Genomic DNA, 21,764 nt, shown 5'->3' with positions numbered 1-21,764 from the left:
CTCTCGCTCCCTGCCCGGACCCTCGGCCCTGCCCCACCTGCCAAGCCCCCCCCCGGCGTCCGAGGAGCGGGGCCCGGGGCGGGACCCCGGTCCCGGGAAGGGGCGGGCAGGGGGACGGCCCTGCCGCAGGCGTCCCGCTCACCCGGCCGGCACCCGCACCCCCGCCCGGGACTGCGCCCACGCAAAAGGGCCGGGCCCCGGGGAAACCCCGGGGCCCGGCCCTCTGCCTGCCGACGGCTACGCGCTCAGCGAGCGCGAACCGCTCAGTTGTCGTCCTCGTCGATCAGGAACCCGCGCATCGGCGACGGAGCCTGCTGCATCGGCTGCGGCGCCTGCGGCCGCACCGGCGCCATCGGCTGGGTCATCGCGGGAGCCATCTGCTGCTGGCCACCGCCGTACGACGGTCCACCGCCCATCGACTGGTTGCCGCTGCCCATCTGCTGGCTGCCGTGACCACCGTGGTTACCGCCCATGGTGTGTCCCATCGCACCCGCACCGGCCGGAGCCAGCGAAGGCGACGGCGGCAGCGAAGCGGCGGCGGGGGTCCGCGGCGGAGCCAGCGAGTCGTCGGCCTGGGTCTCCAGCTGACGCAGCTGGCTCTCCAGGTAGGACTTCAGGCGGGTCCGGTACTCGCGCTCGAAGCCGCGCAGGTCCTCGACCTTGCGCTCCAGCGTCGCGCGGGCCGACTCCAGCGAGCCCATCGCCACGCGGTGCTTCTCCTGCGCGTCCCGCTCCAGGGCGTCCGCCTTGGCCCGGGCGTCACGCTCGAGACCCTCGGCACGGCTGCGCGCCTCACCGACGATCTTGTTGGCCTCGGAACGGGCCTCCGCGATCGCCTGGTCGGCGGTCTGCTGGGCAAGGGAGAGGACACGGGCGGCACTGTCACCACCAGGGCCCTGGCCGGGCTGCTGCATCTGCTGCTGCTGCATCTGCTGCTGCTGCATCTGCTGCTGCTGCATCTGCTGCTGCGGGGCATGACCGCCCATGGGGCCGCCCATGGGACCGCCCTGCATCGGGCCGGGGCCGTGCTGGCCCTGCGGACCGGGGCCGTGGCCGCCCTGCGGGCCATGACCACTGGGACCGGCAGGCAGCTGCGGAGCGCCACCGGGCAGCTGGGGGGGACCCATCTGCGGGGGCTGCTGCTGCACCGGCGGACCAGATATGGCAGCGGGCACCGGGGCCCCCGGCCGGTCCTGCTGCTCCGGCGGTTTACGCATTCCCTGCTGCTGCTGGTTCTGCGCGGCCGCACGAGTCGCGGCGGCCAGCTTGGCGCGCAGGTCCTCGTTCTCACGGAGCAGACGGGTCAGTTCCGACTCGACCTCGTCGAGGAAGGCATCGACCTCGTCCTCGTCATAGCCTTCTCGGAGGCGGACGGTCGTGAACTGCTTGTTCCGCACGTCCTCGGGGGTCAGCGGCATCTCTTCTTCACCTCTACGTAGTCGTCGGCAGTCGGCAAGACCGTATCGTTCACACGCTGCTCGCTAGCTTGCCCACGAGATTGAGCAGAATGTAAACGATGATCATCAGAACGAAGAAGGACAGGTCAAGTGCCACGCCCCCGAGACGCAACGGCGGTATGAACCGCCGCAGAAGCTTCAACGGTGGATCCGTGACAGTGTAAGTGCCCTCAAGAACGACCACCATCGTCTTGCCTGGCTGCCATGAACGTGCGAACTGGAAGACATAGTCCATGACCAGCCGGAAGATCAGCACGATGAGGAAACACATCAGCGCGATATAGACCACATCCAGTGCGACGCCCATGTTCCGCGCTTCCCTCTCCCCTGGCTTTCACAGCCCGGCCTCCCGGCCGGGTTCGTTCCCGGTGTTCTCAGCTCTGGTTGAAGAACCCGCCCTCTGCGATGCGGGCCTTGTCCTCCGCCGTGACATCGACGTTAGCAGGCGACAACAGGAACACCTTCTGTGTCACACGCTCAATGCTGCCATGGAGACCGAAGACGAGTCCCGCGGCAAAGTCGACAAGTCGCTTCGCATCGGTGTCGTCCATCTCCGTGAGATTCATGATCACCGGAGTGCCCTCACGGAAGTGTTCCCCGATGGTACGGGCCTCGTTATAGGTCCTGGGGTGCAGCGTGGTGATCCTGTAGGGCTCACGCTCGGACACAACCTTGGGCATGATCACCGGTGCGTTCTTCTCCAGGTTCGGGCGGTCAGGTGTGATGGATGCCACGGGGGCGATTCGGGCGGGTCGTCCGCTTTCCGCCGGGAGCTGAACCGGTTCCCGCGGTGCGGGCGGCTGCACCGCTCGCACCGGTTCGTCCCGTTCCCGCTCCACCGGCTGCACGGGCTGGTGCCGCCTCCGGTCCCGCTCGGGCTCCGGCTCGGGTTCGAATTCGTCGTCGGGGTCGAACCCCGGGCCGTCGTACCCATCGTCCTCCACGAGGCCGAGGTAGACCGCCATCTTGCGCATCGCGCCGGCCATGCTCCGAGTCCTCCGCTCTGTGGTGGATCGGCATTCGTGTCACCAAGTGCCCGAGATCCACTCCGGCCTGCCCGCTTCGAGCGGGAATGACCATATTTTCTGCTGTGGTCCGACTTGCTTCGCGACGTTACCCGAGCCGGGGTCGGACTCCGAGCACTGCCGTACCGATGCGTACATGTGTCGCCCCGGCCGCAATCGCGTCCTCGAGATCCGCACTCATCCCGGCAGAGACCATGTTCGCAGCCGGATGGTTCCCGCGCAGGCGGGATGAGAATTCCATCAGCCGGTCGAACGCCGCCCGTTGCCGGCCGGCATAAGGGCCGGCGAGCGGGGCGACGGTCATCAGGCCGTCGAGCCTGAGCCCTTCCGCCGCTTCCACCGACGCGGCCAACTCCTCGATCGCGTCCGGTGCGACACCACCCCGGTCCCCGTGCTCGCCGCTCTCCGCGTCGAGTGCGACCTGGATGAGGCAGCCGAGTTCACGCCCGCCCCTGACCGCCGCCGCCGAGAGCGCGGTGACCAGCTTCACCCGGTCCACCGACTGCACCACATCGGCATACCCGACCACGGAGCGGACCTTGTTGGTCTGCAACTGTCCGACAAAGTGCCACGTGAGCGACAGATCCGCACAAGCGGCGGCTTTCGGTGCCGCGTCCTGGTCCCGGTTCTCCGCGACATGCCGCACACCCAGTTCGTGCAGAATGCGCACGTCGCTCGCGGGGTAGGTCTTGGTGACCACGACGAGGGTCACTTCTTCCCGCTCACGGCCGGCCGACGCGCAGGCGGAGGCAATGCGTTCCTCCACCCGTGCCAGGTTCGCCGCGAGTTGCGTTCTGCGATCCGTCATGCCTTATCAGTCCAACCAGACATATCCGGCGAGCCGACCCGTGGTGCGGTCGCGGCGGTACGAGAAATGGTCGCCGGATTCCAGGGTGCAGAACGGCGAGCCGTGCAGGTCGCCGACGCCGAGCTCGGCGAGCTGGGCGTGCACTCCGGCCGTGACGTCCACCGCGGGTGTTCCCCAGCTGGTCTCCGACCACGCCGCCGGGACGGCTCCGGCGACGTCGGCCCGCATCCGCTCCGGCACCTCGTAGCAGCGTCCGCAGACGGCCGGCCCGGTGTGCGCGGTGATCCGGGACGGTTCCGCGCCGAGTGCGGCCATGGCCTCGACCGTGGCCGGGACGACTCCCGCGACCAGACCGGGCCGTCCCGCGTGGGCGGCCGCGACGACACCGGCCACCGGATCGGCGAGCAGCACCGGCGTGCAGTCGGCGGTGAGCACCGCGAGCGGGAGCCCGCGCCGCGCCGTCACCACCGCGTCCACGGCGGGGAGGTCCGAGGCGGAGTCACCCCAGGGGCCGTCGACCACGGCCACGTCACGCCCGTGCACCTGGTTCATCCAGACCACCCGGGCCGGGTCGAGACCCAGGGAACGGGCAGCGCGTGCACGGTTGGTGCGGACGGCGGCGGGGTCGTCGCCGACCGCACCGCCGAGGTTGAGCTCCTCGTACGGAACGGCGCTCACTCCGCCCCACCTGTCGGTGAAGGCGAAATGGGCGCCGCCCGGCGAGGACTCCGCGGCTTTCACCGCGTGCTGCGGACCTATCACTTCAAGAAGTCCGGTACGTCCAGCTCTTCGGCCTGGGTGTCCTGGTAGGGACGGGCCGTCGGGACGTGCGGCGGGGAAACCGGCGACAGCGGGCTCTCGTTCGCCACCGGCGCCGGCTCGGCCGGCGTCTGGGGCTCCTCGCGCGGGGGCACGGAGCCCAGTCCGCCGGCCGGGCGCGCCGGTTCGGTGGTCCGGGCCGGCGGAGCCGGCTCCTCGCGCTTGCCCGTGCTCGACCCGAGGACGTTCTCCCGGCGGGCCGGCGGCTGTCCGCCGTCGAAGCCCGCGGCGATGACGGTGACGCGCACCTCGTCACCCAGCGCGTCGTCGATGACCGCGCCGAAGATGATGTTCGCCTCCGGGTGGGCCGCCTCGCTCACCAGCTGGGCGGCCTCGTTGATCTCGAAGAGACCGAGGTCGCTGCCGCCGGAGATGGAGAGCAGGACACCGCGGGCGCCGTCGATGGACGCCTCCAGGAGCGGCGAGGAGATCGCCATCTCCGCGGCGGCCACCGCACGGTCGTCGCCGCGCGCGGAGCCGATGCCCATGAGCGCCGATCCGGCCTCGGACATGACCGACTTGACGTCGGCGAAGTCGAGGTTGATCAGACCCGGGGTCGTGATGAGATCGGTGATGCCCTGGACGCCCGAGAGCAGCACCTGGTCGGCCGACTTGAAGGCGTCGAGCACGCTGACCTGCCGGTCCGAGATGGACAGCAGCCGGTCGTTGGGAATGACGATGAGGGTGTCGACCTCTTCGCGGAGCTCGGCGATGCCGTCCTCCGCCTGGTTCGCGCGCCGCCGGCCCTCGAAGGTGAACGGCCGGGTGACCACACCGATCGTCAGGGCACCCAGTGAGCGCGCGATGTTGGCGACGACGGGTGCGCCGCCGGTGCCGGTGCCACCGCCCTCTCCGGCGGTGACGAAGACCATGTCGGCCCCCTTGAGGACCTCCTCGATCTCCTCACGGTGGTCCTCTGCCGCCTTGCGACCGACGGCCGGGTTCGCCCCGGCGCCGAGGCCACGGGTGAGTTCACGGCCGACGTCGAGCTTGACGTCGGCGTCGCTCATCAACAGTGCTTGCGCATCGGTGTTGATCGCGATGAACTCGACGCCCTTGAGACCGACCTCGATCATTCGGTTGATGGCATTGACACCACCGCCGCCGACACCGATGACCTTGATGACTGCGAGGTAGTTCTGCGGTGCTGCCACGTCGAAGGCCTCTCGCCTCGAGTTACGTGTCGTCGCTTGGCGGTGGTCCCGCCGCGACGACGGATGCCGATTGGGTCGGTCCGGACGCCGACCCAAACCCTAACGTTGAAGTTTAGGGTTACCAGTGTGTCTGCTTCTTGGACTCTTCCGAACAGGACACTAAGTCGACAAGTGGCGCACGTTCAACGAACACGCCGAACCTCCCGTTTTTCTTTTCACCCTATGTGATCATCCATAGCGGTGACCAACCAGGGGTCTGGCCAGGCCAAACGTGCGTCAACTCTTCGACACCGCAGGGGCCGTGGGAGCGCTCACGTCGAAGTGCCCCGCTTCGGGGGACGCCTTCATCAGAGCGGTGAGCACCCGCGCCTTGACGGGTCCTTCCTCGCTGCTGCCCCACATCACGGTGCGCCCCCCGGTCAGTTCCAGGACGGCGGAGTCGTACGAGATGACGCGTACGACCTCGGTCTCCCCGGCCACCTTCCCCGGAAGGTCCCCCGCCACACCGACCGCTTCCCGAAGCAGACGGTCACTGCCGAAGCGACGCAGACTCGCCGACCGGGCAGGCGTCAATTCCAGAAGCGGAACATGCGGGGGCGCTTTGTCCACCGTTGCAAAACGTACGCCCTTCGCATCCACTTCGACGAATTTCTTGCCCTTTTTCACCAACAGGACCGGTTTGCGTTCTGTCACTTCGAGGCTGACCTCGTGCGGCCATGACCGTACGACGTCCACGGAGTCGACACGGGGCAGCTTCCTGCGCAGCCTGTCCGCGATCGCCTCGGTGTCCACGGAGATCAGCGGGGACCCTACGGGGGCTGCCGCGACGGCCTCCACCTCGCTCCGGGTCAGGACACCGGTGCCGGTGGTCGTCACCCGCTCCAGCCGCAGCCAGGACGAGCCGTAGAGCAACCAGACCGTGGCCGCGGCCGTCAGCACGAGACCGACTGCGGCCAGGACCAGCCGGGTACGGCCCGTCAGACGTCGCCCCTCGGGGCCGATGTGCGGCGGACGGGCCGGTGTGTCGGCCCGTCCGGTCTCACCGCGCTGGGCGGTCGTCGGTCCGGCCACGCTCGCTCCTTCGCCGGGCCCGGGGCGCGTGCCCCGGGCCCGCACCGCCTCACGCCTGGCGGCGGGAGGCAATCGCCTCGTACACCATGCCGACGAGCAGGTCGTCGGCGTCCCGTCGCCCGAACTCCGCGGCGGCACGGGACATCTCGTACAGCCGGTGCGGATCCGAGAGCACCGGAAGGACGTTGCCCTGTACCCACTCCGGGGTGAGCGCCGCGTCGTCCACCAGCAGACCGCCGCCGGCGTTGACCACCGGCTGGGCGTTCAGCCGCTGTTCGCCGTTGCCGATCGGCAACGGGACGTAGGCGGCGGGCAGCCCGACGGCGGAGAGTTCGGCGACGGTCATCGCGCCGGCGCGGCAGAGCATCATGTCGGCCGCGGCGTACGCGAGATCCATCCGGTCCACGTACGGTACCGGGATGTAGGGCGGCATCCCGGGCATGTTGTCGATGCGCGGCAATTCGTTCTTCGGGCCGACCACATGAAGGATCTGGATTCCGGACCGCTGGAGCAGCGGCGCGATCCTGGTGACCACCTCGTTGAGGTGGCGGGCGCCCTGCGAACCGCCGGAGACCAGCAGTGTCGGGAGGTTGGGGTCGAGGCCGAAGGCCGCACGCGCCTCCGGGCGGACCCTGGCCCTGTCGAGGGTGGCGATGGTCCGGCGCAGCGGGATGCCGATGTAGCGGGCGTCGCGCAGCTTGCTGTCCGGGGTGGAGACGGCGACCCCGTGGGCGTACCGGGAACCGATCTTGTTGGCCAGGCCCGGCCGCGCGTTGGCCTCATGGACGACGATCGGGACCCCGGCGCGCTTGGCCGCGAGGTAGCCGGGCAGGGCCACGTAACCCCCGAAGCCGACCACGCAGTCCGCCTTGGTGCGCTCCAGGATCTGCTCGGCGGCCTTGATGGTGCCGCGCAGCCGTCCGGGGACGGTGATCAGCTCGGGTGTGGGCTTGCGCGGCAGCGGTACCGCGGGGATCAGTGCCAGCTCGTACCCCCGCTCGGGTACGAGCCTGGTCTCCAGTCCTCGTTCCGTGCCGAGGGCAGTGATTCCCACGGCCGGGTCCTGCCTCCGCAGGGCGTCTGCGAGGGCAAGCGCGGGCTCGATGTGCCCGGCGGTCCCCCCGCCGGCGAGTACGACATGCACCGAAATTCACCGCTCTCCGGACGGACGCTTCATGACGCGCCGTCTCATCGTCTTCCATCTGACCCCGGGCCTCCGCAGGGCCAGGGCCGCTCCCGCCGCAGGGTCCTCCCGCGCGAAGGCGATCATGAGCCCCACCGCGAACATGGTCGGCAGCAGGGCCGAGCCCCCGTAGGAGAACAGCGGCAGCGGGACACCGGCGATCGGCAACAGGCCGAGCACCGCACCGATGTTGATCACGGCCTGCGCCGTGATCCAGGTGGTCACGCCTCCCGCTGCGTACCTCACGAAGGGGTCCTCCGTGCGTCCGGCCACGCGGATACCCGCATAGCCTAGAGCCGCGAAGAGGGCCAGTACCGACAGCGTCCCCGCCAGACCCAGTTCCTCCCCGGTGATGGCGAAGATGAAGTCGGTGTGGGGTTCCGGAAGTTGGCCCCATTTTTCCACACTCGCGCCCAGTCCGGAACCGAACCATCCGCCGGACGCCAGAGCGTAGATTCCGTGCACCGCCTGCCAGCACGAGTCGCCGGGGCCGGGCTCGGACGCGCCGATGCAGCTGAGCCGCGACATCCGGTTGGGGCTGGTCGTGATGAGGGCGAATCCGATCAGACCGGCGACGGCGAGCACCCCGGCGAAGAGCCGGGTGGGGGCGCCGGCCAGCCAGAGCAGGCCGAAGAGGATCGCGGTGAGGATGATCGCGGTGCCCATGTCACCGCCGAGCATGATCAGTCCGAGCAGCATGAAGGCGACCGGAACGAGCGGCACGAGCATGTGTTTCCACTGGGCCAGCAGCCGCTTGTCCTGCTTCCGGGCCAGCAGGTCCGCGCCCCACAGGATGAGGGCGAGCTTGCCGAACTCACTGGGCTGGAGCTGGAAGGGGCCGCCGAGGTGGATCCAGTTCTGGTTGCCGTTGACCGACATCCCTATCCCCGGCACCTGCACCAGGACCATGAGGAAGACCGTGACCATGAGCAGCGGATAGGCCAGCGCCCGGTGCAGCCTGACGGGCACCCTGGCGGCCAGCAGCATCAGTCCGGCCCCGATCACGGCGGCCAGGAACTGCTTGCGGAAGAAGTACGTGCCGGGCCGTGCCAGCTCCAGCGCCTTGATCATCGAGGCGGAGTAGACCATGACGAGGCCGAGCACGGTGATCAGGAGGCTGGACCCGAGGATCACGTAGTACGCCGTCAGAGGGCGGTCCCAGGCCCGTCGCAGCCGCTCGTACGTGCGCCGGACCCCGCCGCCCCGGGGCGGCCGGGGCGGTGTGCCCGCTCCACGGGCCCTGCCACGCGGTGCGGCGGGCCGTCGGGGACCGGCGGCGGGCCGGCTCCGCAGAGCGAGGCCCGCGGGCAGCGGGACGGGGGACGGGGAGATCACCCGGCTGATCGCCGCGGTCGCCCGTGAGCGGCCGGCTCCGCGCGCGGCTGAACTCTCGTCGGCCGGCATTGTCGCTGTCCCCTCCACTGCTCGTGCCCGGGGCTGTCACCGGGGCCCGGACCTCCGGCGGTGCCGCTCGTGACCGGGCTCCCGGCGGCTCCGGTCCTCCGGGACGGTACGACGCGGACTCCGGGCCCGTCAGGCGCTCTCGTCGGCGAGTCGGCGGACCGCCTCCGCGAACGCCTCGCCCCGCTTGTTGTAGTTGACGAACATGTCCATCGAGGCACACGCCGGGGCCAGCAGGACGGTGTCGCCCGGCCGGGCCAGCCGTGCCGCTTCGCGGACCGCTGCGGACATCGCCCCAGTGTCGGTCCGGTCGAGGTCGACCACCGGTACCTCGGGGGCGTGTCGCGCCAGTGCCTCGCGGATCAGCGCCCGGTCGGCGCCCATCAGTACGGCACCCCTCAGCCGCTTCGCGGCTCCGACGGCCAGTTCGTCGAAGGTGGCGCCCTTGGCGAGACCGCCGGCGATCCAGACGATCGGTTCGTAGGCCGCGAGGGAGGCTTCGGCGGCGTGGGTGTTGGTGGCCTTGGAGTCGTCGACGTACGTGACGCCGGCGACGTCGGCGACGTGTTCGATGCGGTGGGCGTCGGGGCGGAAGGCCCGCAGCCCGTCCCGTACGGCGGCGGGCTGCACGCCGAAGGCGCGGGCCAGCGCCGCCGCGGCCAGGGCGTTGGCGATGTTGTGGGGAGCCGGCGGATCGACGTCGCCGACCTCGGCGAGCTCCTGCGCCTGCTTGTGGCGGTTGGCGACGAAGGCCCGGTCGACGAGGATGCCGTCGACCACGCCGAGCTGCGAGGGGCCCGGCGTACCGAGGGTGAAGCCGATGGCCCGGCAGCCCTCCTCGACGTCGGCCTCGCGCACGAGGTCCTCCGTCGCCGGGTCCTGGGCGTTGTACACGCAGGCGACGCTGTTGCCCTCGTAGATCCGGCCCTTGTCGGCGGCGTAACCGGCCATGGACCCGTGCCAGTCGAGGTGGTCCGGGGCCAGGTTCAGCACGGCTCCGGAGTGCGCCCGCAGGGAGGGAGCCCGGTGCAGCTGGTAGCTGGAGAGCTCGACGGCGAGTACGTCGTACTCCTCGTCGCCGAGGACCGCGTCCAGCAGGGACACCCCGATGTTGCCGACGGCGGCCGTGCGCAGGCCGGCCGCTTCGAGGATCGAGGCGAGCATCCGCACGGTCGTGGTCTTGCCGTTGGTGCCGGTGACCGCGAGCCAGGGCGCGGCGCCCGGCCCCCGCAGCCGCCAGGCGAGTTCGACGTCGCCCCAGACGGGGACGTCCGCCTCGGCGGCTGCGAGGAAGAGGGGCTTGTCCGGCTTCCAGCCGGGAGCCGTGACGACGAGCTCGGTGGACGCGGGCAGGGTCGCGCCGTCGCCGAGGCGCACGGTGATCCCGAGTGCCTCCAGCTCGGCCGCCTGGGCGCGGGAGCGTTCGTCGTCGCCGTCGTTGACGACGGTGACGAGGGCGCCCCGCTCGTGCAGGGCGCGGGCGGCGGGGATACCGCTGACGCCGAGCCCGGCGACCGTGACGTGCTTGCCCTGCCAGTCCACGTTGCTCACTTCTTGGCTGCCCATCCCGCGTAGAAGAGGCCGAGTCCGACGATCACGCACATGCCCTGGATGATCCAGAAGCGGACCACGACAAGGACCTCGGACCACCCCTTGAGTTCGAAGTGGTGCTGGAGCGGCGCCATCCGGAAGACCCGCTTGCCGGTCATCTTGAAGGAGCCGACCTGGATGACCACGGACATCGTGATCATCACGAAGAGACCGCCGAGGATGGCCATCAGGAACTCCGTGCGGGAGCAGATGGCCAGGCCCGCGAGCGCGCCGCCGAGGGCGAGCGAGCCGGTGTCACCCATGAAGATCTTCGCGGGCGAGGTGTTCCACCACAGGAAGCCGAAGCAGGCTCCCATGAGTGCCGAGGCGACGACCGCGAGGTCGAGTGGGTCGCGCACCTCGAAACACGCCTGTGGATTGGTCAGGGTGGTCGCGTTGGCGCAGGACTCCTGGAACTGCCAGAGCCCGATGAAGGTGTACGCGCCGAAGACCATCACCGACGCGCCCGTGGCCAGGCCGTCCAGACCGTCCGTCAGGTTCACGCCGTTGGACATGGCGAGGATCATGAACAGGGCCCAGACGACGAACAGCACCGGGCCGATGGACCAGCCGAAGTCCTCGACGAACGAGAGCCTGGTCGATGCCGGGGTGTTGCCCCGGATGTCCGCGAACTGGAGCGAGAGCACCGCGAAGGCGATGCCGACGATCAGCTGGCCGGCCATCTTCGCCTTGGCCCGCAGGCCCAGCGAGCGCTGCTTCACGATCTTGATGTAGTCGTCGAGGAAGCCGACGAGGCCCATCCCGGCCATCAGGAACAGGACGAGGACGCCGGAGAAGCGCATCTCCTCGCCGGTGATCACCTTCGCCAGGACGTACGCGATGATCGTCGCCAGGATGAAGGCGATGCCACCCATGGTGGGTGTGCCCTTTTTGCTGCCGTGGGTACGCGGGCCGTCGTCCCGGATGAACTGCCCGTAGCCCTTGCGGGCCAGAAGTTTGATCAGCAGCGGGGTGCCGACCAGGGTCAGGAAGAGCCCTATGGCCCCCGCGAAGAGGATCTGCCTCATCGGACGGCGACCTCGCCCTCGGTCGTCTCCAGCAGTGCCATGGCGACCTTCTCCAGGCCGACCGACCGGGACGCCTTCACCAGCACGACGTCTCCCGGGCGCAGTTCACTGCGCAACAGGTCGACGGCCGCCTGTGCGTCGGACACGTGCACCGACTCCTCACCCCACGAACCCTCGTTATATGCGCCCAGTTGCAGCCAGGAGGCCTCTTGCCCCCCGACAGCGACGAGCTTGCTGACGTTGAGCCGGACGGCGAGCCGTCCGACCGCGTCGTGCTCGGCGAGCGACGCGTCACCGAGCTCGGCCATCTGACCGAGCACCGCCCACGTGCGCCCCCCGTCCGCCCGTCGGGCCTTGCCCATGGCGGCCAGCGCACGGAGTGCGGCCTTCATGGATTCGGGGTTCGCGTTGTAGGCGTCATTGACGACCGTCACACCGTCCGGACGCTCGGTGACCTCCATGCGCCAGCGGGAGAGGGTGCCCGCCCCGGAGAGCGCATCGGCGATCTCGGTCACGGACATGCCCAGCTCATGGGCGACGGCGGCCGCGGCGAGCGCGTTCGACACGTGGTGCTCACCGTACAGGCGCAGGGTCACGTCGCTGCACCCGGTGGGTGTGTGGAGCTCGAAAGCGGGGCGTCCGTCTTCCGTGAGCCGTACGTTCTCTCCCCGTACGTCCGCATCCGGGGCCTCTCCGAAGAGGAGCACCCGGGCTTTTGTGCGGGACGACATCGCCCGCACGAGCGGGTCGTCGGCGTTGAGGATCGCGGCGCCGTCCTCCGGGAGGACCTCCACGAGCTCACCCTTGGCCCGGGCGATGGCCTCACGGCTGCCGAACTCCCCGATGTGGGCGCTGCCCACGTTGAGGACCAGGCCGATCCGCGGCGGTGTCAGGTCCGCGAGGTAGTGGATGTGGCCGATGCCCCGCGCGCCCATCTCCAGCACGAGGTGGCGGGTTTCCGCCGTTGCGCGCAGCGCGGTGAGCGGCAGGCCGATCTCGTTGTTGAGGGAGCCGGGCGTCCAGACCGTGGGCGCCCTGCGCTCCAGGAGCTGGGCGATCAGGTCCTTCGTGGACGTCTTGCCGGCCGAGCCGGTCAGCCCGACGACGGTGGTGCCGAGGCGTTCGACGACGGCGCGGGCGAGGGCGCCGAGCGCGGCCACGACGTCGTCGACGACGATCGCCGGCACACCGACGGGGCGGGCGGCGAGCACGGCCACCGCGCCCGCCTCGACGGCGCGCTGCGCGTAGTCGTGGCCGTCGACCCGCTCACCCGCGAACGCGGCGAACAGCGAGCCCTGCCGCACCTCCCGGGAGTCGATGACGGCGGGGCCGGTGACGGCGGCGGACAGGTCCGGCACGTCGTGCGGCTGCCCACCGACGATTCCGGCGATCTCGGCGAGGGAAAGGGCGATCACTTGGTCATCCCTGACTGTTGTTCTCATGGGTGTGTACGCGGCCCTCGGGGGCCTGCGCGGCGCCGGTGCGTCCCAGGGAGCCCTCGATGGCCTCACGCAGGACCTCGCGGTCGTCGAAAGGACGTACCACTCCGTGGATGTCCTGGCCCTGCTCGTGTCCCTTTCCGGCCACCAGCACGGTGTCACCGGGCTCGGCACGGGCGACCGCGGCGGCGATGGCCGCGGCCCGGTCGGCGTCCACGAGCACGTCGCCGCGCTCGTGGACGGGCACCTCGGCCGCGCCGGAGAGCATCGCGGCGAGGATCGCGAGAGGGTCCTCGGAGCGGGGGTTGTCGGAGGTCAGTACGGCGGTGTCGGCGAGCCGGGCCGCGGCGGCGCCCATCGGGCCGCGCTTCGTCGTGTCGCGGTCGCCGCCGCAGCCGAGCACGATGTGCACCCGGCCCTCGGTGACCTTCTGCAGGGAGCGCAGGACGGATTCGACGGCGTCGGTCTTGTGCGCGTAGTCGACGACCGCGAGGTACGGCTGTCCGGCGTCGACGCGCTCCAGCCGGCCGGGGACACCGGGGACGGCCGCGATGCCGTCGGCGGCGGTCTGCGGGTCGACGCCCGCCACGGCCAGGGTGACGATCGCGGCGAGGGTGTTGGCCACGTTGAACGGACCGGGCAGCGGGGCCCTGGCGGTGATGCGTTCGCCCTCGGGCCCGAGCACGGTGAAGCTGCTGTCCTGAGGACCGACTTCGACGTCTCCGGCCCGCCATGCGGCGTCCGGGTGGCCCTCCGCGGAGAAGGTGACGACCGGGACGGTCGCCTCCTCCACCAGCCTGCGGCCGTACTCGTCGTCGAAGTTGACGACACCGATCCTGCTGCGCTGCGGGGTGAACAGCTGCGCCTTGGCCTGGAAGTAGTCCTCCATCCCGGAGTGGAACTCCATGTGCTCCGGGCTGAGGTTGTTGAAGACCGCTACGTCGAAGACGCAGCCGTCGACCCGGCCGAGGACCAGGGCGTGGCTGGAGACCTCCATGGCGACCGCCTCGACCCCGCGTTCACGCATGACGGCGAACAGGGCCTGGAGGTCGGTGGCTTCGGGGGTGGTGCGCTCCGACTTGATGCGCTCGTCGCCGATCCGCATCTCCACGGTGCCGATCAGCCCGGTGCTGCGTCCGGCGCCGCGCAGTCCGCCCTCGACGAGATAGGCCGTGGTGGTCTTCCCGGACGTTCCGGTGATGCCGATCTGGAGGAGGCCGGCACCCGGCCGTCCGTAGATCTCGGCCGCGATCTCGCCCATCCGGCCGCGCGGGTCATCGGTGACGAGGACCGGGAGGCCGGTGGCGGCGGCACGTCCGGCGCCGGCCGGGTCGGTGAGGATCGCGGCCGCGCCGAGTCCCGCGGCCTGGGCGGAGAAGTCGGCGCCGTGGAAGCGGGCACCGGGCAGGGCCGCGTACACGTCCCCGGGGCGCACGGCCCGGGAGTCGTGGGTGATGCCGGTGACCTCACCGGCATCCTGCGGTCCGGCACCGAGCCGGGCGGCCAGCTCTCCGATGGACGTCGGCCGCGGCCGGTCCGGCCGGGGCGCTCCCGGGTAGGTCACAGGCGCGTCCTTCTGAGTGGTTTGGCACTGATCAGCGTGGGGCACGGCGGTGAGCGTACCGGGCGGACCGGACCTCTCGCGAAGTGAGGGGCCGGGGTTGCGGTACTTCTCGTTCCGGTTCCCGGGATCAGGGGTGATCGTCGTCACTGAGGGTTCCCGGGTCACTCGCCGGGCTTGAAGGACACGGGCAGCCGGGCCGGGGCGCTGCCGGAGGGAGGCGCCTGGAGGGTCTTCAGGGCGAACTCCATGACCTTCTTGTAGATCGGGCCGCAGGTCGGGCCGCCGAAGTAGCTGCCCTTGGTGGGGTTCTGGATGGCGCAGTAGACGGTGACCTGCGGATCGTCGGCGGGGGCGAAGCCCGCGAAGGACGCGGTGTAGCCCTTGTAGACACCGTGTACGGGATCGACCCGGTTGGCCGTGCCCGTCTTGCCCGCGACCCGGTAGCCCTCGATGTGCGCCTTGGTCCCGGTGCCTTCTTCGTCGTCCACCACGGACTCCAGCATCTTCGCCAGGGTTTCGGCCGTCTTTTCGCTGACCACCCGGGTGCGCTCGGGAGCTTCGGACGCCGTGTAGCGGCCGTCGGCGTCCTTGGTCCCGCGGACCAGGGTCGGCTCGATCCGGACCCCGCCGTTGGCGATGGTCTGGTAGACCGACGTGGCCTGCATGGCGTTGAGCGAGAGGCCCTGGCCGAACGGGATCGTGTACTGCTGCGAGGTCGACCAGTCCTGGGGCTTGGCGACGATGCCGGGCGACTCGCCCGGGTAGTCGAGTCCGGTGGTACTGCCGAGACCGAATTTGCGCAGGTAGGAGTACAGGACCTTGTTGGCCTCGGCCTGGGTCTTCCCGAGCTGGCCGGTGGCCAGGATGGTGCCGATGTTGCTCGATTTGGCGAGTACGCCGTTGAGCGTGAGGTACCAGGTCGGGTGGTCGACGTCGTCCCTGAAGAGCCGGTCGCCCCGGTGCAGCCGGTTGGGGACGGTGACGTGCGTCCCGGGCGTGGCCGCTCCCTCCTCCAGCACGGCGGCGATGGACATGACCTTGCTGGTCGAGCCGGGTTCGTACACGTCCTGGAGGGCCGCGTTGCCCAGGGCGGCCGCGTTGCTCTGCGCGAGGTCGTTCGGGTCGTAGCCGGGAGCGTTGGCCATGGCCAGCACCTCACCGGTCTTCGTGTTCTGGACGATCACGTAGCCGCGGTCCGCCCGGGACTTCTCCACCTGGTCGGCGATGGCCCGCTGGGCGGCCCACTGGATGTCGCGGTCGATCGTCAGCTCGACGTCGGTGCCCGCGACGGCCGGGATCTCCGTGGAACCGGCGGTCGGCACGGGACGGCCGCCCGCCTGGGCGTAGCGGATCTTGCCGTCCTCGCCCTGGAGCCGTTCGTTCAGCTGTGCTTCCAGACCGCCGCCGCCTTTGCCCTCGGCGTTGACGAATCCCAGTATCCCGGCGGCGAGGTCACCGTTCGGGTACACGCGCCTGGTGGTGGGCTCCTGGAGGACTCCGGCCAGAACGTTGGCTCCGGGGCCGCCGTTCGCCCGGTCCTCGGCCGCCTTCTCCGCGAACGCGGACCTGAGGTCCTTGATCTGCTTCCAGACCTTCGGGCTCTGCCGCCGCGCGAGCACCTCGTAGCGGGTCCTGGCGGCCAGCTTCTTCGCCAGCTCCGCCTCGTCCTTGCCGAGGATCGGGGCGAGCAGGGCCGCCGCCTGCCGCGGGGCGTCCGGGACCTTGCTCTCCTCGGGTGTGAACAGCTTCGGATCGGCCGTGATGTCATGCGCGTCGACGCTGGTGGCCAGGGCGATACCGCTGCGGTCGGTGATCTCGCCGCGCTCGGCGGCGATCGTGTACTCCAGGTAGCGGTTCTTCTCGGCCTTGGCGGCGTACGTGCCGGCGTCGACCGCCTGCACCTGGAGGAGCCGGACGACGAAGGCCAGCATGACGAGGGTCAGGCAGAGGCTGATCAGGCGCAGCCGGGGGCGCGGACTGCCCAGGCGGATGGACCGGGCGGAGCCGCCGCGCTGCCTCCCGGCCGCCGGGCGCCGGGCCCCGGAGCGGGCGGTGGGACGCGGACGCCCCGAACCGCCTGCCGCGTTGCGGGAGCGCGCGGGGCCGGGTACGCGGCGGCGCGTCGGTTCCTTGGACGGCACTGCGTCACCTGCCGGAGCTCGTCGGGGGCGGTGTGTTCGGGGACATGGACGGCGTCGCCGAGGGGACCGCGGGCGACGGCGTCGCGGAGCCGGCCGCACTCGCGGCCGGTCCGGGGGCCGCGGTGGGGTAGGGCTGCGCGGTGGCCCGCTCGGGCACTCCGCGAACCGAACCGTCCGGACCCAGGAAGGCGGGGTTGCCGCCGGGTACCATACCGAGCTCCCTGGCCCGGCGTTCCAGCGCGTCGGGTTCGGAGTAGCTGTCCACGTCCTGCTGGAGGGCCTGCTGCTCGTCGGTGAGTTCGGTGGTCTCCCTCTTCAGCTTGCTCAGCTTGAACGATCCTTCGTTGAGCGCCGAATTCAGCAGCAGGAGTGAGATCAGGCCACCCGCGAGCAGCAGCACGACCAGCAGGACGAAGGGGGTACGGGCGGCGGTGCTCGGTCCCGAGGGCATCAGCCGCGCGAGCCGGCCGGCCCGTCCCTTCATCTGCTCGGCCGCCCTGGTCACCGTGGTGCCACCGCCCTGTTCTGCCTCCGGCCGGCCCGGCAAGCTCCCCTCATCGCTCCTCCTCGCGGATCCGCTGGGCGCCGCGCAGCCTGGCGGGGGCGGCGCGCCGGTTCTCGGCGACCTCCTCCTCGGTGGGCAGCTCGGCACCGCGGGTGAGCAGCTTCAGCCGGGGCTGGTAGCGCTCGGGGACGACGGGCAGCCCGGGCGGCGCCGTATTGGCCGCACCGGCCGCGAAGACCTGCTTGACCAGACGGTCCTCCAGCGAGTGGTACGAGAGGACGGCGATCCGGCCGCCGACGGCGAGGCTCTGCACCGCGGCCGGAATTGCCCGCTCCAGGACGGTGAGTTCCCCGTTGACCTCGATGCGCAGGGCCTGGAAGGTGCGCTTGGCCGGATTGCCGCCGGTGCGCTTGGCGGCCTGCGGCAGGGAGTCGCGGATCAGCTCGACGAGGCGGGCGCTGTTGCTGAAGGGTTCCCTCTCGCGTTCGCGCACGACGGCCGAGACGATGCGCTTGGCCTGCTTCTCCTCGCCGTACGCGCGCAGGATCCGCACGAGTTCGCCCGGCGGGTAGGTGTTGAGCACCTCGGCCGCGCCGATGCCGGTCGTCTGGTCCATCCGCATGTCGAGCGGCGCGTCCTGGGCGTATGCGAAACCGCGGTCTGCCTCGTCCAGCTGCATGGAGGAGACACCGAGGTCGAACAGCACGCCCTGGACCTTGTCGACGCCCAGCCGGCCGAGGACCTCGGGCAGTTCGTCGTAGACGGCGTGCACCAGGGTGGCGCGGTCGCCGTACGGGGCGAGGCGCTCGCCGGAGAGCCGCAGCGCCTCCTTGTCACGGTCCAGGGCGACCAGCCGGGCGGCGGGGAAGGCGGCGAGCAGGGCCTCGCTGTGCCCACCGAGCCCGAGGGTGCAGTCGACGACGACCGGGGGCTGTGGTCCTGTCGCCTCCAGAGCCGGGGCCAACAGGTCCAGGCATCGCTGGAGCATCACCGGGACGTGGCGGGTCTGGCTCAAAGCGCCCTCTCAGGCTCTGCCCCGTGTGGCCGCACATGCGGTCTGGTCCCCGCCCGCCCGGAAGGGGAGGCCGGCCGGCGCCGGGGAAGGGGCGTCGGTCGGCCGTCGAGCGGGAGAGGGCCGGGCCGCATGTGCGCCGCACATCACGGGGAACTCGAAACATATAAGAATGTGCAGCATGTACAGGCGTGTCGGTAACTTCGCGTCACTTTAGTCCACCTTGCCATCCGATCCATTTCCGATCAATGAACCGCGCAGCGCGTCGCACCGCCGCTGCGGCCGGGAAACCTCACCCGGTCGGACGACTGTCCGTGAAGCTTGTGGTTTGCATCACAACAAGCCTCGTTGATGCTCTTTGTCCCCTTCCACAGCACGCCGGGAGCGGTCGCCACGGTTAACGTCATAGCCATGTCGACTTCTGCGCACCCTTCCGCCGAGACCGATTCCACCCCTTCCTCCGGAGGGACGGTCACCGACCGCCTGGTCGAGCTCAACGCGCGTTACGCGGAGGCGTTCACCGATCCGGGCATGGACGCGCGGCCCGTACTGCACGTCGCCGTGGTCGCCTGCATGGACGCCCGTCTCGACCTCCACGCCGCACTCGGCCTGGAGCTCGGCGACTGCCACACCATCCGCAACGCCGGCGGCGTGGTCACCGACGACGTCATCCGGTCGCTGACCATCAGCCAGCGGGCGCTCGGCACCCGCAGCGTCGTCCTCATCCACCACACGAACTGTGGCATGGAGTCGCTCACCGAGGACTTCCGCCAGGAGCTGGAGATCGAGGTCGGCCAGCGCCCCGCCTGGGCGGTGGAGGCCTACTCGGACGCCGACCAGGACGTACGGCAGTCGATGCAGCGCGTGCGCACCTCCCCGTTCCTCCTGCACACCGACGACATCCGCGGCTTCGTCTTCGACGTGACCACGGGCAAGCTGCGCGAGGTCCTCCCCACCTCCTGAGCGCCTCCGACATACAGGCCACATCCGGCATATCGCATGCGCTTGCCCGCGGGCGAGTGACACGAAGCGGTAACGGCAACAAGAATGCGGGTGCGACATCTCTCCGGGTCCCCCGGAGAGTGTCCGTATTCCGGGGCGGGCCGGGCAGTTCTGCGCGCCGGCACGTGCACAAGGGGCCGAGGAGGGCCGGGTGACGACCTATGACGATCGAGCGAGCCTCACAGACCTGACCGCCACAGCGGAGCGGGTACGCAGGTCGGTCGAGGGTGTGATCGAGGGTAAACCCGAGGTCGTACGGCTCTCGCTGACCGTGCTCCTCGCCGAGGGGCACCTGCTGATCGAGGATGTCCCCGGGGTCGGCAAGACGATGCTGGCCAAGGCGCTGGCGCGGTCCGTCGACTGCTCGGTGCGGCGCATCCAGTTCACACCGGACCTGCTGCCCTCGGACATCACCGGGGTCTCGGTCTTCGACCAGCAGCGAAGGGAGTTCGAGTTCAAGCCGGGTGCGATCTTCGCCCAGATCGTGATCGGGGACGAGATCAACCGCGCGTCGCCCAAGACCCAGTCGGCACTGCTGGAGTCGATGGAGGAGCGCCAGGTCACGATCGACGGCCGGACCTACGAACTGCCCGATCCCTTCATGGTCGTGGCGACCCAGAACCCGGTGGAGATGGAGGGCACCTACCCTCTCCCCGAGGCGCAGCGTGACCGCTTCATGGCCCGCGTGTCGATCGGTTACCCGAGCGCCGAGGCCGAGCTGCAGATGCTCGACGTGCACGGCGGCGCCTCACCGCTGGACGACCTCCAGCCGGTGGCGCACGCCCACGACATCGTGAAGCTGATCGACGCGGTGCGCGAGGTCCATGTGGCCGAGTCCGTCCGGCGGTACGCGGTGGAACTGGTGGCCGCGACCCGTCAGCACCCGGATCTCAGGCTCGGGGCCTCGCCACGCGCCACCCTCCACCTGCTGCGCGCCGCCAAGGCGTCGGCCGCACTGGCCGGACGGGACTACGCCCTGCCGGACGACGTCCAGGCCCTCGCGGCCCCGGTGCTCACCCACCGGCTGCTGCCGACGGCCCAGGCACAGCTCGATCGCCGTACGGCCGAGCAGGTCGTGCTGGACATCCTGCAGCGCACCCCCGTGCCGACGTCGGGCGGCGGGACCGCCCCGGCGCAGCCCCGGCACCGCCCCGGCAGCCCGGTGTACGGCGGGCAGCCCGGCGCACGGCGGCTGTGACGACGGCCGGGGCCCCCGGCCCCGTGGACGAGAGCGACGGCAAGGGGGGCCTGCGAGCGGCTCTGAGCGGACTGACGACGCGGGGGCGGTCCTTCCTGGCCGCCGGTGTCGCGGCGACGGTCTGCGCGTACGCGCTGGGCCAGGGCGACCTGCTCCGGGTCGGCCTGCTCCTCGCGGCGCTGCCGCTGGTCTGTGTCACCGCCCTGTACCGCACCCGCTACAGGGTGGCCGGCAGCCGGCGGCTGTCACCGTCCCGGGTGCCGGCGGGTTCGGAGGCGCGGGTCCATCTGCGCATGGACAACGTGTCCCGGCTGCACACGGGCCTGCTCATGCTCCAGGACCGCGTTCCGTACGTCCTCGGGCCACGGCCCCGGTTCGTGCTGGACCGGGTGGAGCCCGGTGGTGTACGGGAGGTTTCCTACCGGATCCGCTCCGACCTGCGCGGGCGCTATCCGCTGGGGCCCCTGCAGCTTCAGCTGAGCGACCCGTTCGGGATGTGTGAGCTCACGCGCTCCTTCAGTGCGTACGACACCCTCGTCGTCATCCCCCGCACCGAGCCGCTTCCCGCGCTGCGGCTGGCCGGGGAGGCTTCCGGATACGGCGACGTCAGGCAGCGTTCGCTGGCCCTGGCCGGTGAGGACGACATCATTCCGCGCGGTTACCGCCACGGCGACGACCTGCGGCGGGTGCACTGGCGTTCCACCGCGCGCCACGGCGAGCTGATGGTGCGGCGGGAGGAGCAGCCGCAGCGGGCCAGGTGCACGGTGCTGCTGGACACCCGGCGGATCGCCTACCAGGGCGCCGGGCCCGGATCGGCCTTCGAGTGGGCGGTGTCCGGGGCGGCGTCCGCACTGGTGCACATGCTGGAGCGCGGCTTCGCGGTGCGGCTGCTCACGGACGAGGGGAGCGCCGTGCCGGGTGAGGGCGCCGACGGCTTCGCCGGTTCGTCCCAGGAGTCCGCGGATTCGGCGGGTCTGATGATGGACACCCTCGCGGCCGTCGGCCATTCCGACGGGGGCGGTCTCTCCCGTGCGTACGACGTGCTGCGCGGGGGCGACGAGGGGCTGCTGGTGGCGTTCTTCGGCGATCTCGACGAGGAGCAGGCGGCCGTCGCGGCCAGGATGCGGCAGCGCAGCCGCGGGGCCGTCGCGTTCGTGCTGGACGGCGACGGCCGGGCGCACGGCTCAGGAGCCGCGCCGTCGGCTTCCGGCCGCTTGCGGCTGCTGCGTGAAGCGGGATGGACGGTTGTCGCGGTGCCGCCCGGGGCGGAGCTCGCCCGGCTGTGGCAGCAGGCGGGTCAGGAGGGCGCCGGGGCTCAGTACTCCGCGGCCCGGCCCTCCGTGCCCGGAACGACGACAGGGTTCTGA

Annotated in this window: 19 protein-coding genes; 3 read left to right on the top strand and 16 right to left on the bottom strand. The window is 70.7% G+C overall.

The annotated features are described in order from the left end of the window. Positions 1-263: 263 nt before the first annotated feature. From ACF1FZ_RS07455 to rsmH, 16 genes are all read right to left on the bottom strand, one after another. On the bottom strand, positions 264-1,418 hold the full coding sequence (locus tag ACF1FZ_RS07455; protein ID WP_391772414.1) for a DivIVA domain-containing protein: 1,155 nt from the start codon (positions 1,416-1,418) through the stop codon (positions 264-266). A gap of 49 nt (positions 1,419-1,467) precedes the next feature. Further along, on the bottom strand, positions 1,468-1,764 hold the full coding sequence (locus ACF1FZ_RS07450; RefSeq protein WP_391772413.1) for a YggT family protein: 297 nt from the start codon (positions 1,762-1,764) through the stop codon (positions 1,468-1,470). Between the two features lie 67 nt (positions 1,765-1,831). Further along, positions 1,832-2,443, bottom strand: coding sequence for a cell division protein SepF (locus ACF1FZ_RS07445; RefSeq protein WP_391772412.1), 612 nt, complete (start codon positions 2,441-2,443; stop codon positions 1,832-1,834). A gap of 127 nt (positions 2,444-2,570) precedes the next feature. Continuing rightward, the gene (locus tag ACF1FZ_RS07440) at positions 2,571-3,290 is read right to left on the bottom strand and encodes a YggS family pyridoxal phosphate-dependent enzyme (protein WP_391772411.1); all 720 of its coding nucleotides are present in this window, start codon (positions 3,288-3,290) and stop codon (positions 2,571-2,573) included. Positions 3,291-3,296: 6 nt separating this feature from the next. Next, entirely contained in the window at positions 3,297-4,031 is a 735-nt protein-coding gene (gene pgeF, locus ACF1FZ_RS07435) for a peptidoglycan editing factor PgeF (RefSeq protein ID WP_391772410.1), read from the bottom strand. A gap of 17 nt (positions 4,032-4,048) precedes the next feature. After that, on the bottom strand, positions 4,049-5,263 hold the full coding sequence (gene ftsZ / locus ACF1FZ_RS07430; RefSeq protein WP_391772409.1) for a cell division protein FtsZ: 1,215 nt from the start codon (positions 5,261-5,263) through the stop codon (positions 4,049-4,051). 276 nt (positions 5,264-5,539) lie between these two features. After that, positions 5,540-6,334: a cell division protein FtsQ/DivIB gene (locus tag ACF1FZ_RS07425; RefSeq protein WP_391772408.1), complete on the bottom strand. Its 795-nt coding sequence runs from the start codon at positions 6,332-6,334 to the stop codon at positions 5,540-5,542. A gap of 49 nt (positions 6,335-6,383) precedes the next feature. Next, positions 6,384-7,478 (bottom strand): undecaprenyldiphospho-muramoylpentapeptide beta-N-acetylglucosaminyltransferase, encoded by a 1,095-nt coding sequence (gene murG / locus ACF1FZ_RS07420; protein WP_391772407.1) that lies wholly within the window; start codon positions 7,476-7,478, stop codon positions 6,384-6,386. Positions 7,479-7,484: 6 nt separating this feature from the next. Next, complete coding sequence (ftsW, locus tag ACF1FZ_RS07415) at positions 7,485-8,921, bottom strand: putative lipid II flippase FtsW (RefSeq protein WP_391772406.1); 1,437 nt, start codon at positions 8,919-8,921, stop codon at positions 7,485-7,487. 129 nt (positions 8,922-9,050) lie between these two features. Then, the gene (murD, locus tag ACF1FZ_RS07410; protein WP_391772405.1) at positions 9,051-10,484 is read right to left on the bottom strand and encodes a UDP-N-acetylmuramoyl-L-alanine--D-glutamate ligase; all 1,434 of its coding nucleotides are present in this window, start codon (positions 10,482-10,484) and stop codon (positions 9,051-9,053) included. Further along, on the bottom strand, positions 10,466-11,536 hold the full coding sequence (gene mraY / locus ACF1FZ_RS07405; RefSeq protein ID WP_203185676.1) for a phospho-N-acetylmuramoyl-pentapeptide-transferase: 1,071 nt from the start codon (positions 11,534-11,536) through the stop codon (positions 10,466-10,468). Before mraY ends, murD begins: the two co-directional genes overlap by 19 nt. Then, on the bottom strand, positions 11,533-12,951 hold the full coding sequence (murF, locus tag ACF1FZ_RS07400) for a UDP-N-acetylmuramoyl-tripeptide--D-alanyl-D-alanine ligase (RefSeq protein ID WP_391772404.1): 1,419 nt from the start codon (positions 12,949-12,951) through the stop codon (positions 11,533-11,535). Before murF ends, mraY begins: the two co-directional genes overlap by 4 nt. A 4-nt stretch (positions 12,952-12,955) precedes the next feature. Continuing rightward, complete coding sequence (locus ACF1FZ_RS07395) at positions 12,956-14,686, bottom strand: UDP-N-acetylmuramoyl-L-alanyl-D-glutamate--2,6-diaminopimelate ligase (protein ID WP_391772403.1); 1,731 nt, start codon at positions 14,684-14,686, stop codon at positions 12,956-12,958. A gap of 14 nt (positions 14,687-14,700) precedes the next feature. Further along, positions 14,701-16,680, bottom strand: a complete 1,980-nt coding sequence (locus ACF1FZ_RS07390) for a peptidoglycan D,D-transpeptidase FtsI family protein (protein ID WP_391772402.1) — start codon at positions 16,678-16,680, stop codon at positions 14,701-14,703. Between the two features lie 4 nt (positions 16,681-16,684). Then, positions 16,685-17,185, bottom strand: coding sequence for a septum formation initiator family protein (locus tag ACF1FZ_RS07385; protein WP_391772609.1), 501 nt, complete (start codon positions 17,183-17,185; stop codon positions 16,685-16,687). A gap of 49 nt (positions 17,186-17,234) precedes the next feature. After that, positions 17,235-18,200 (bottom strand): 16S rRNA (cytosine(1402)-N(4))-methyltransferase RsmH, encoded by a 966-nt coding sequence (rsmH, locus tag ACF1FZ_RS07380; RefSeq protein ID WP_391772401.1) that lies wholly within the window; start codon positions 18,198-18,200, stop codon positions 17,235-17,237. 408 nt (positions 18,201-18,608) lie between these two features. Between rsmH and ACF1FZ_RS07375 the strand changes: the two genes are divergently transcribed. The 3 genes from ACF1FZ_RS07375 to ACF1FZ_RS07365 all read left to right on the top strand — a co-directional run bounded on the left by ACF1FZ_RS07375 (position 18,609) and on the right by ACF1FZ_RS07365 (position 21,764). Then, the gene (locus ACF1FZ_RS07375; RefSeq protein ID WP_391772400.1) at positions 18,609-19,160 is read left to right on the top strand and encodes a beta-class carbonic anhydrase; all 552 of its coding nucleotides are present in this window, start codon (positions 18,609-18,611) and stop codon (positions 19,158-19,160) included. A 190-nt stretch (positions 19,161-19,350) separates the two neighbouring features. Continuing rightward, positions 19,351-20,397, top strand: coding sequence for an AAA family ATPase (locus tag ACF1FZ_RS07370; protein ID WP_391772399.1), 1,047 nt, complete (start codon positions 19,351-19,353; stop codon positions 20,395-20,397). Then, the gene (locus tag ACF1FZ_RS07365; RefSeq protein ID WP_391772398.1) at positions 20,394-21,764 is read left to right on the top strand and encodes a DUF58 domain-containing protein; all 1,371 of its coding nucleotides are present in this window, start codon (positions 20,394-20,396) and stop codon (positions 21,762-21,764) included. Before ACF1FZ_RS07370 ends, ACF1FZ_RS07365 begins: the two co-directional genes overlap by 4 nt.

The sequence above is a fragment of the Streptomyces sp. NPDC014623 genome, from assembly GCF_043088245.1.
Lineage (GTDB): Bacteria > Actinomycetota > Actinomycetes > Streptomycetales > Streptomycetaceae > Streptomyces.
This window is presented reverse-complemented; position numbering and strand designations above follow the sequence as displayed.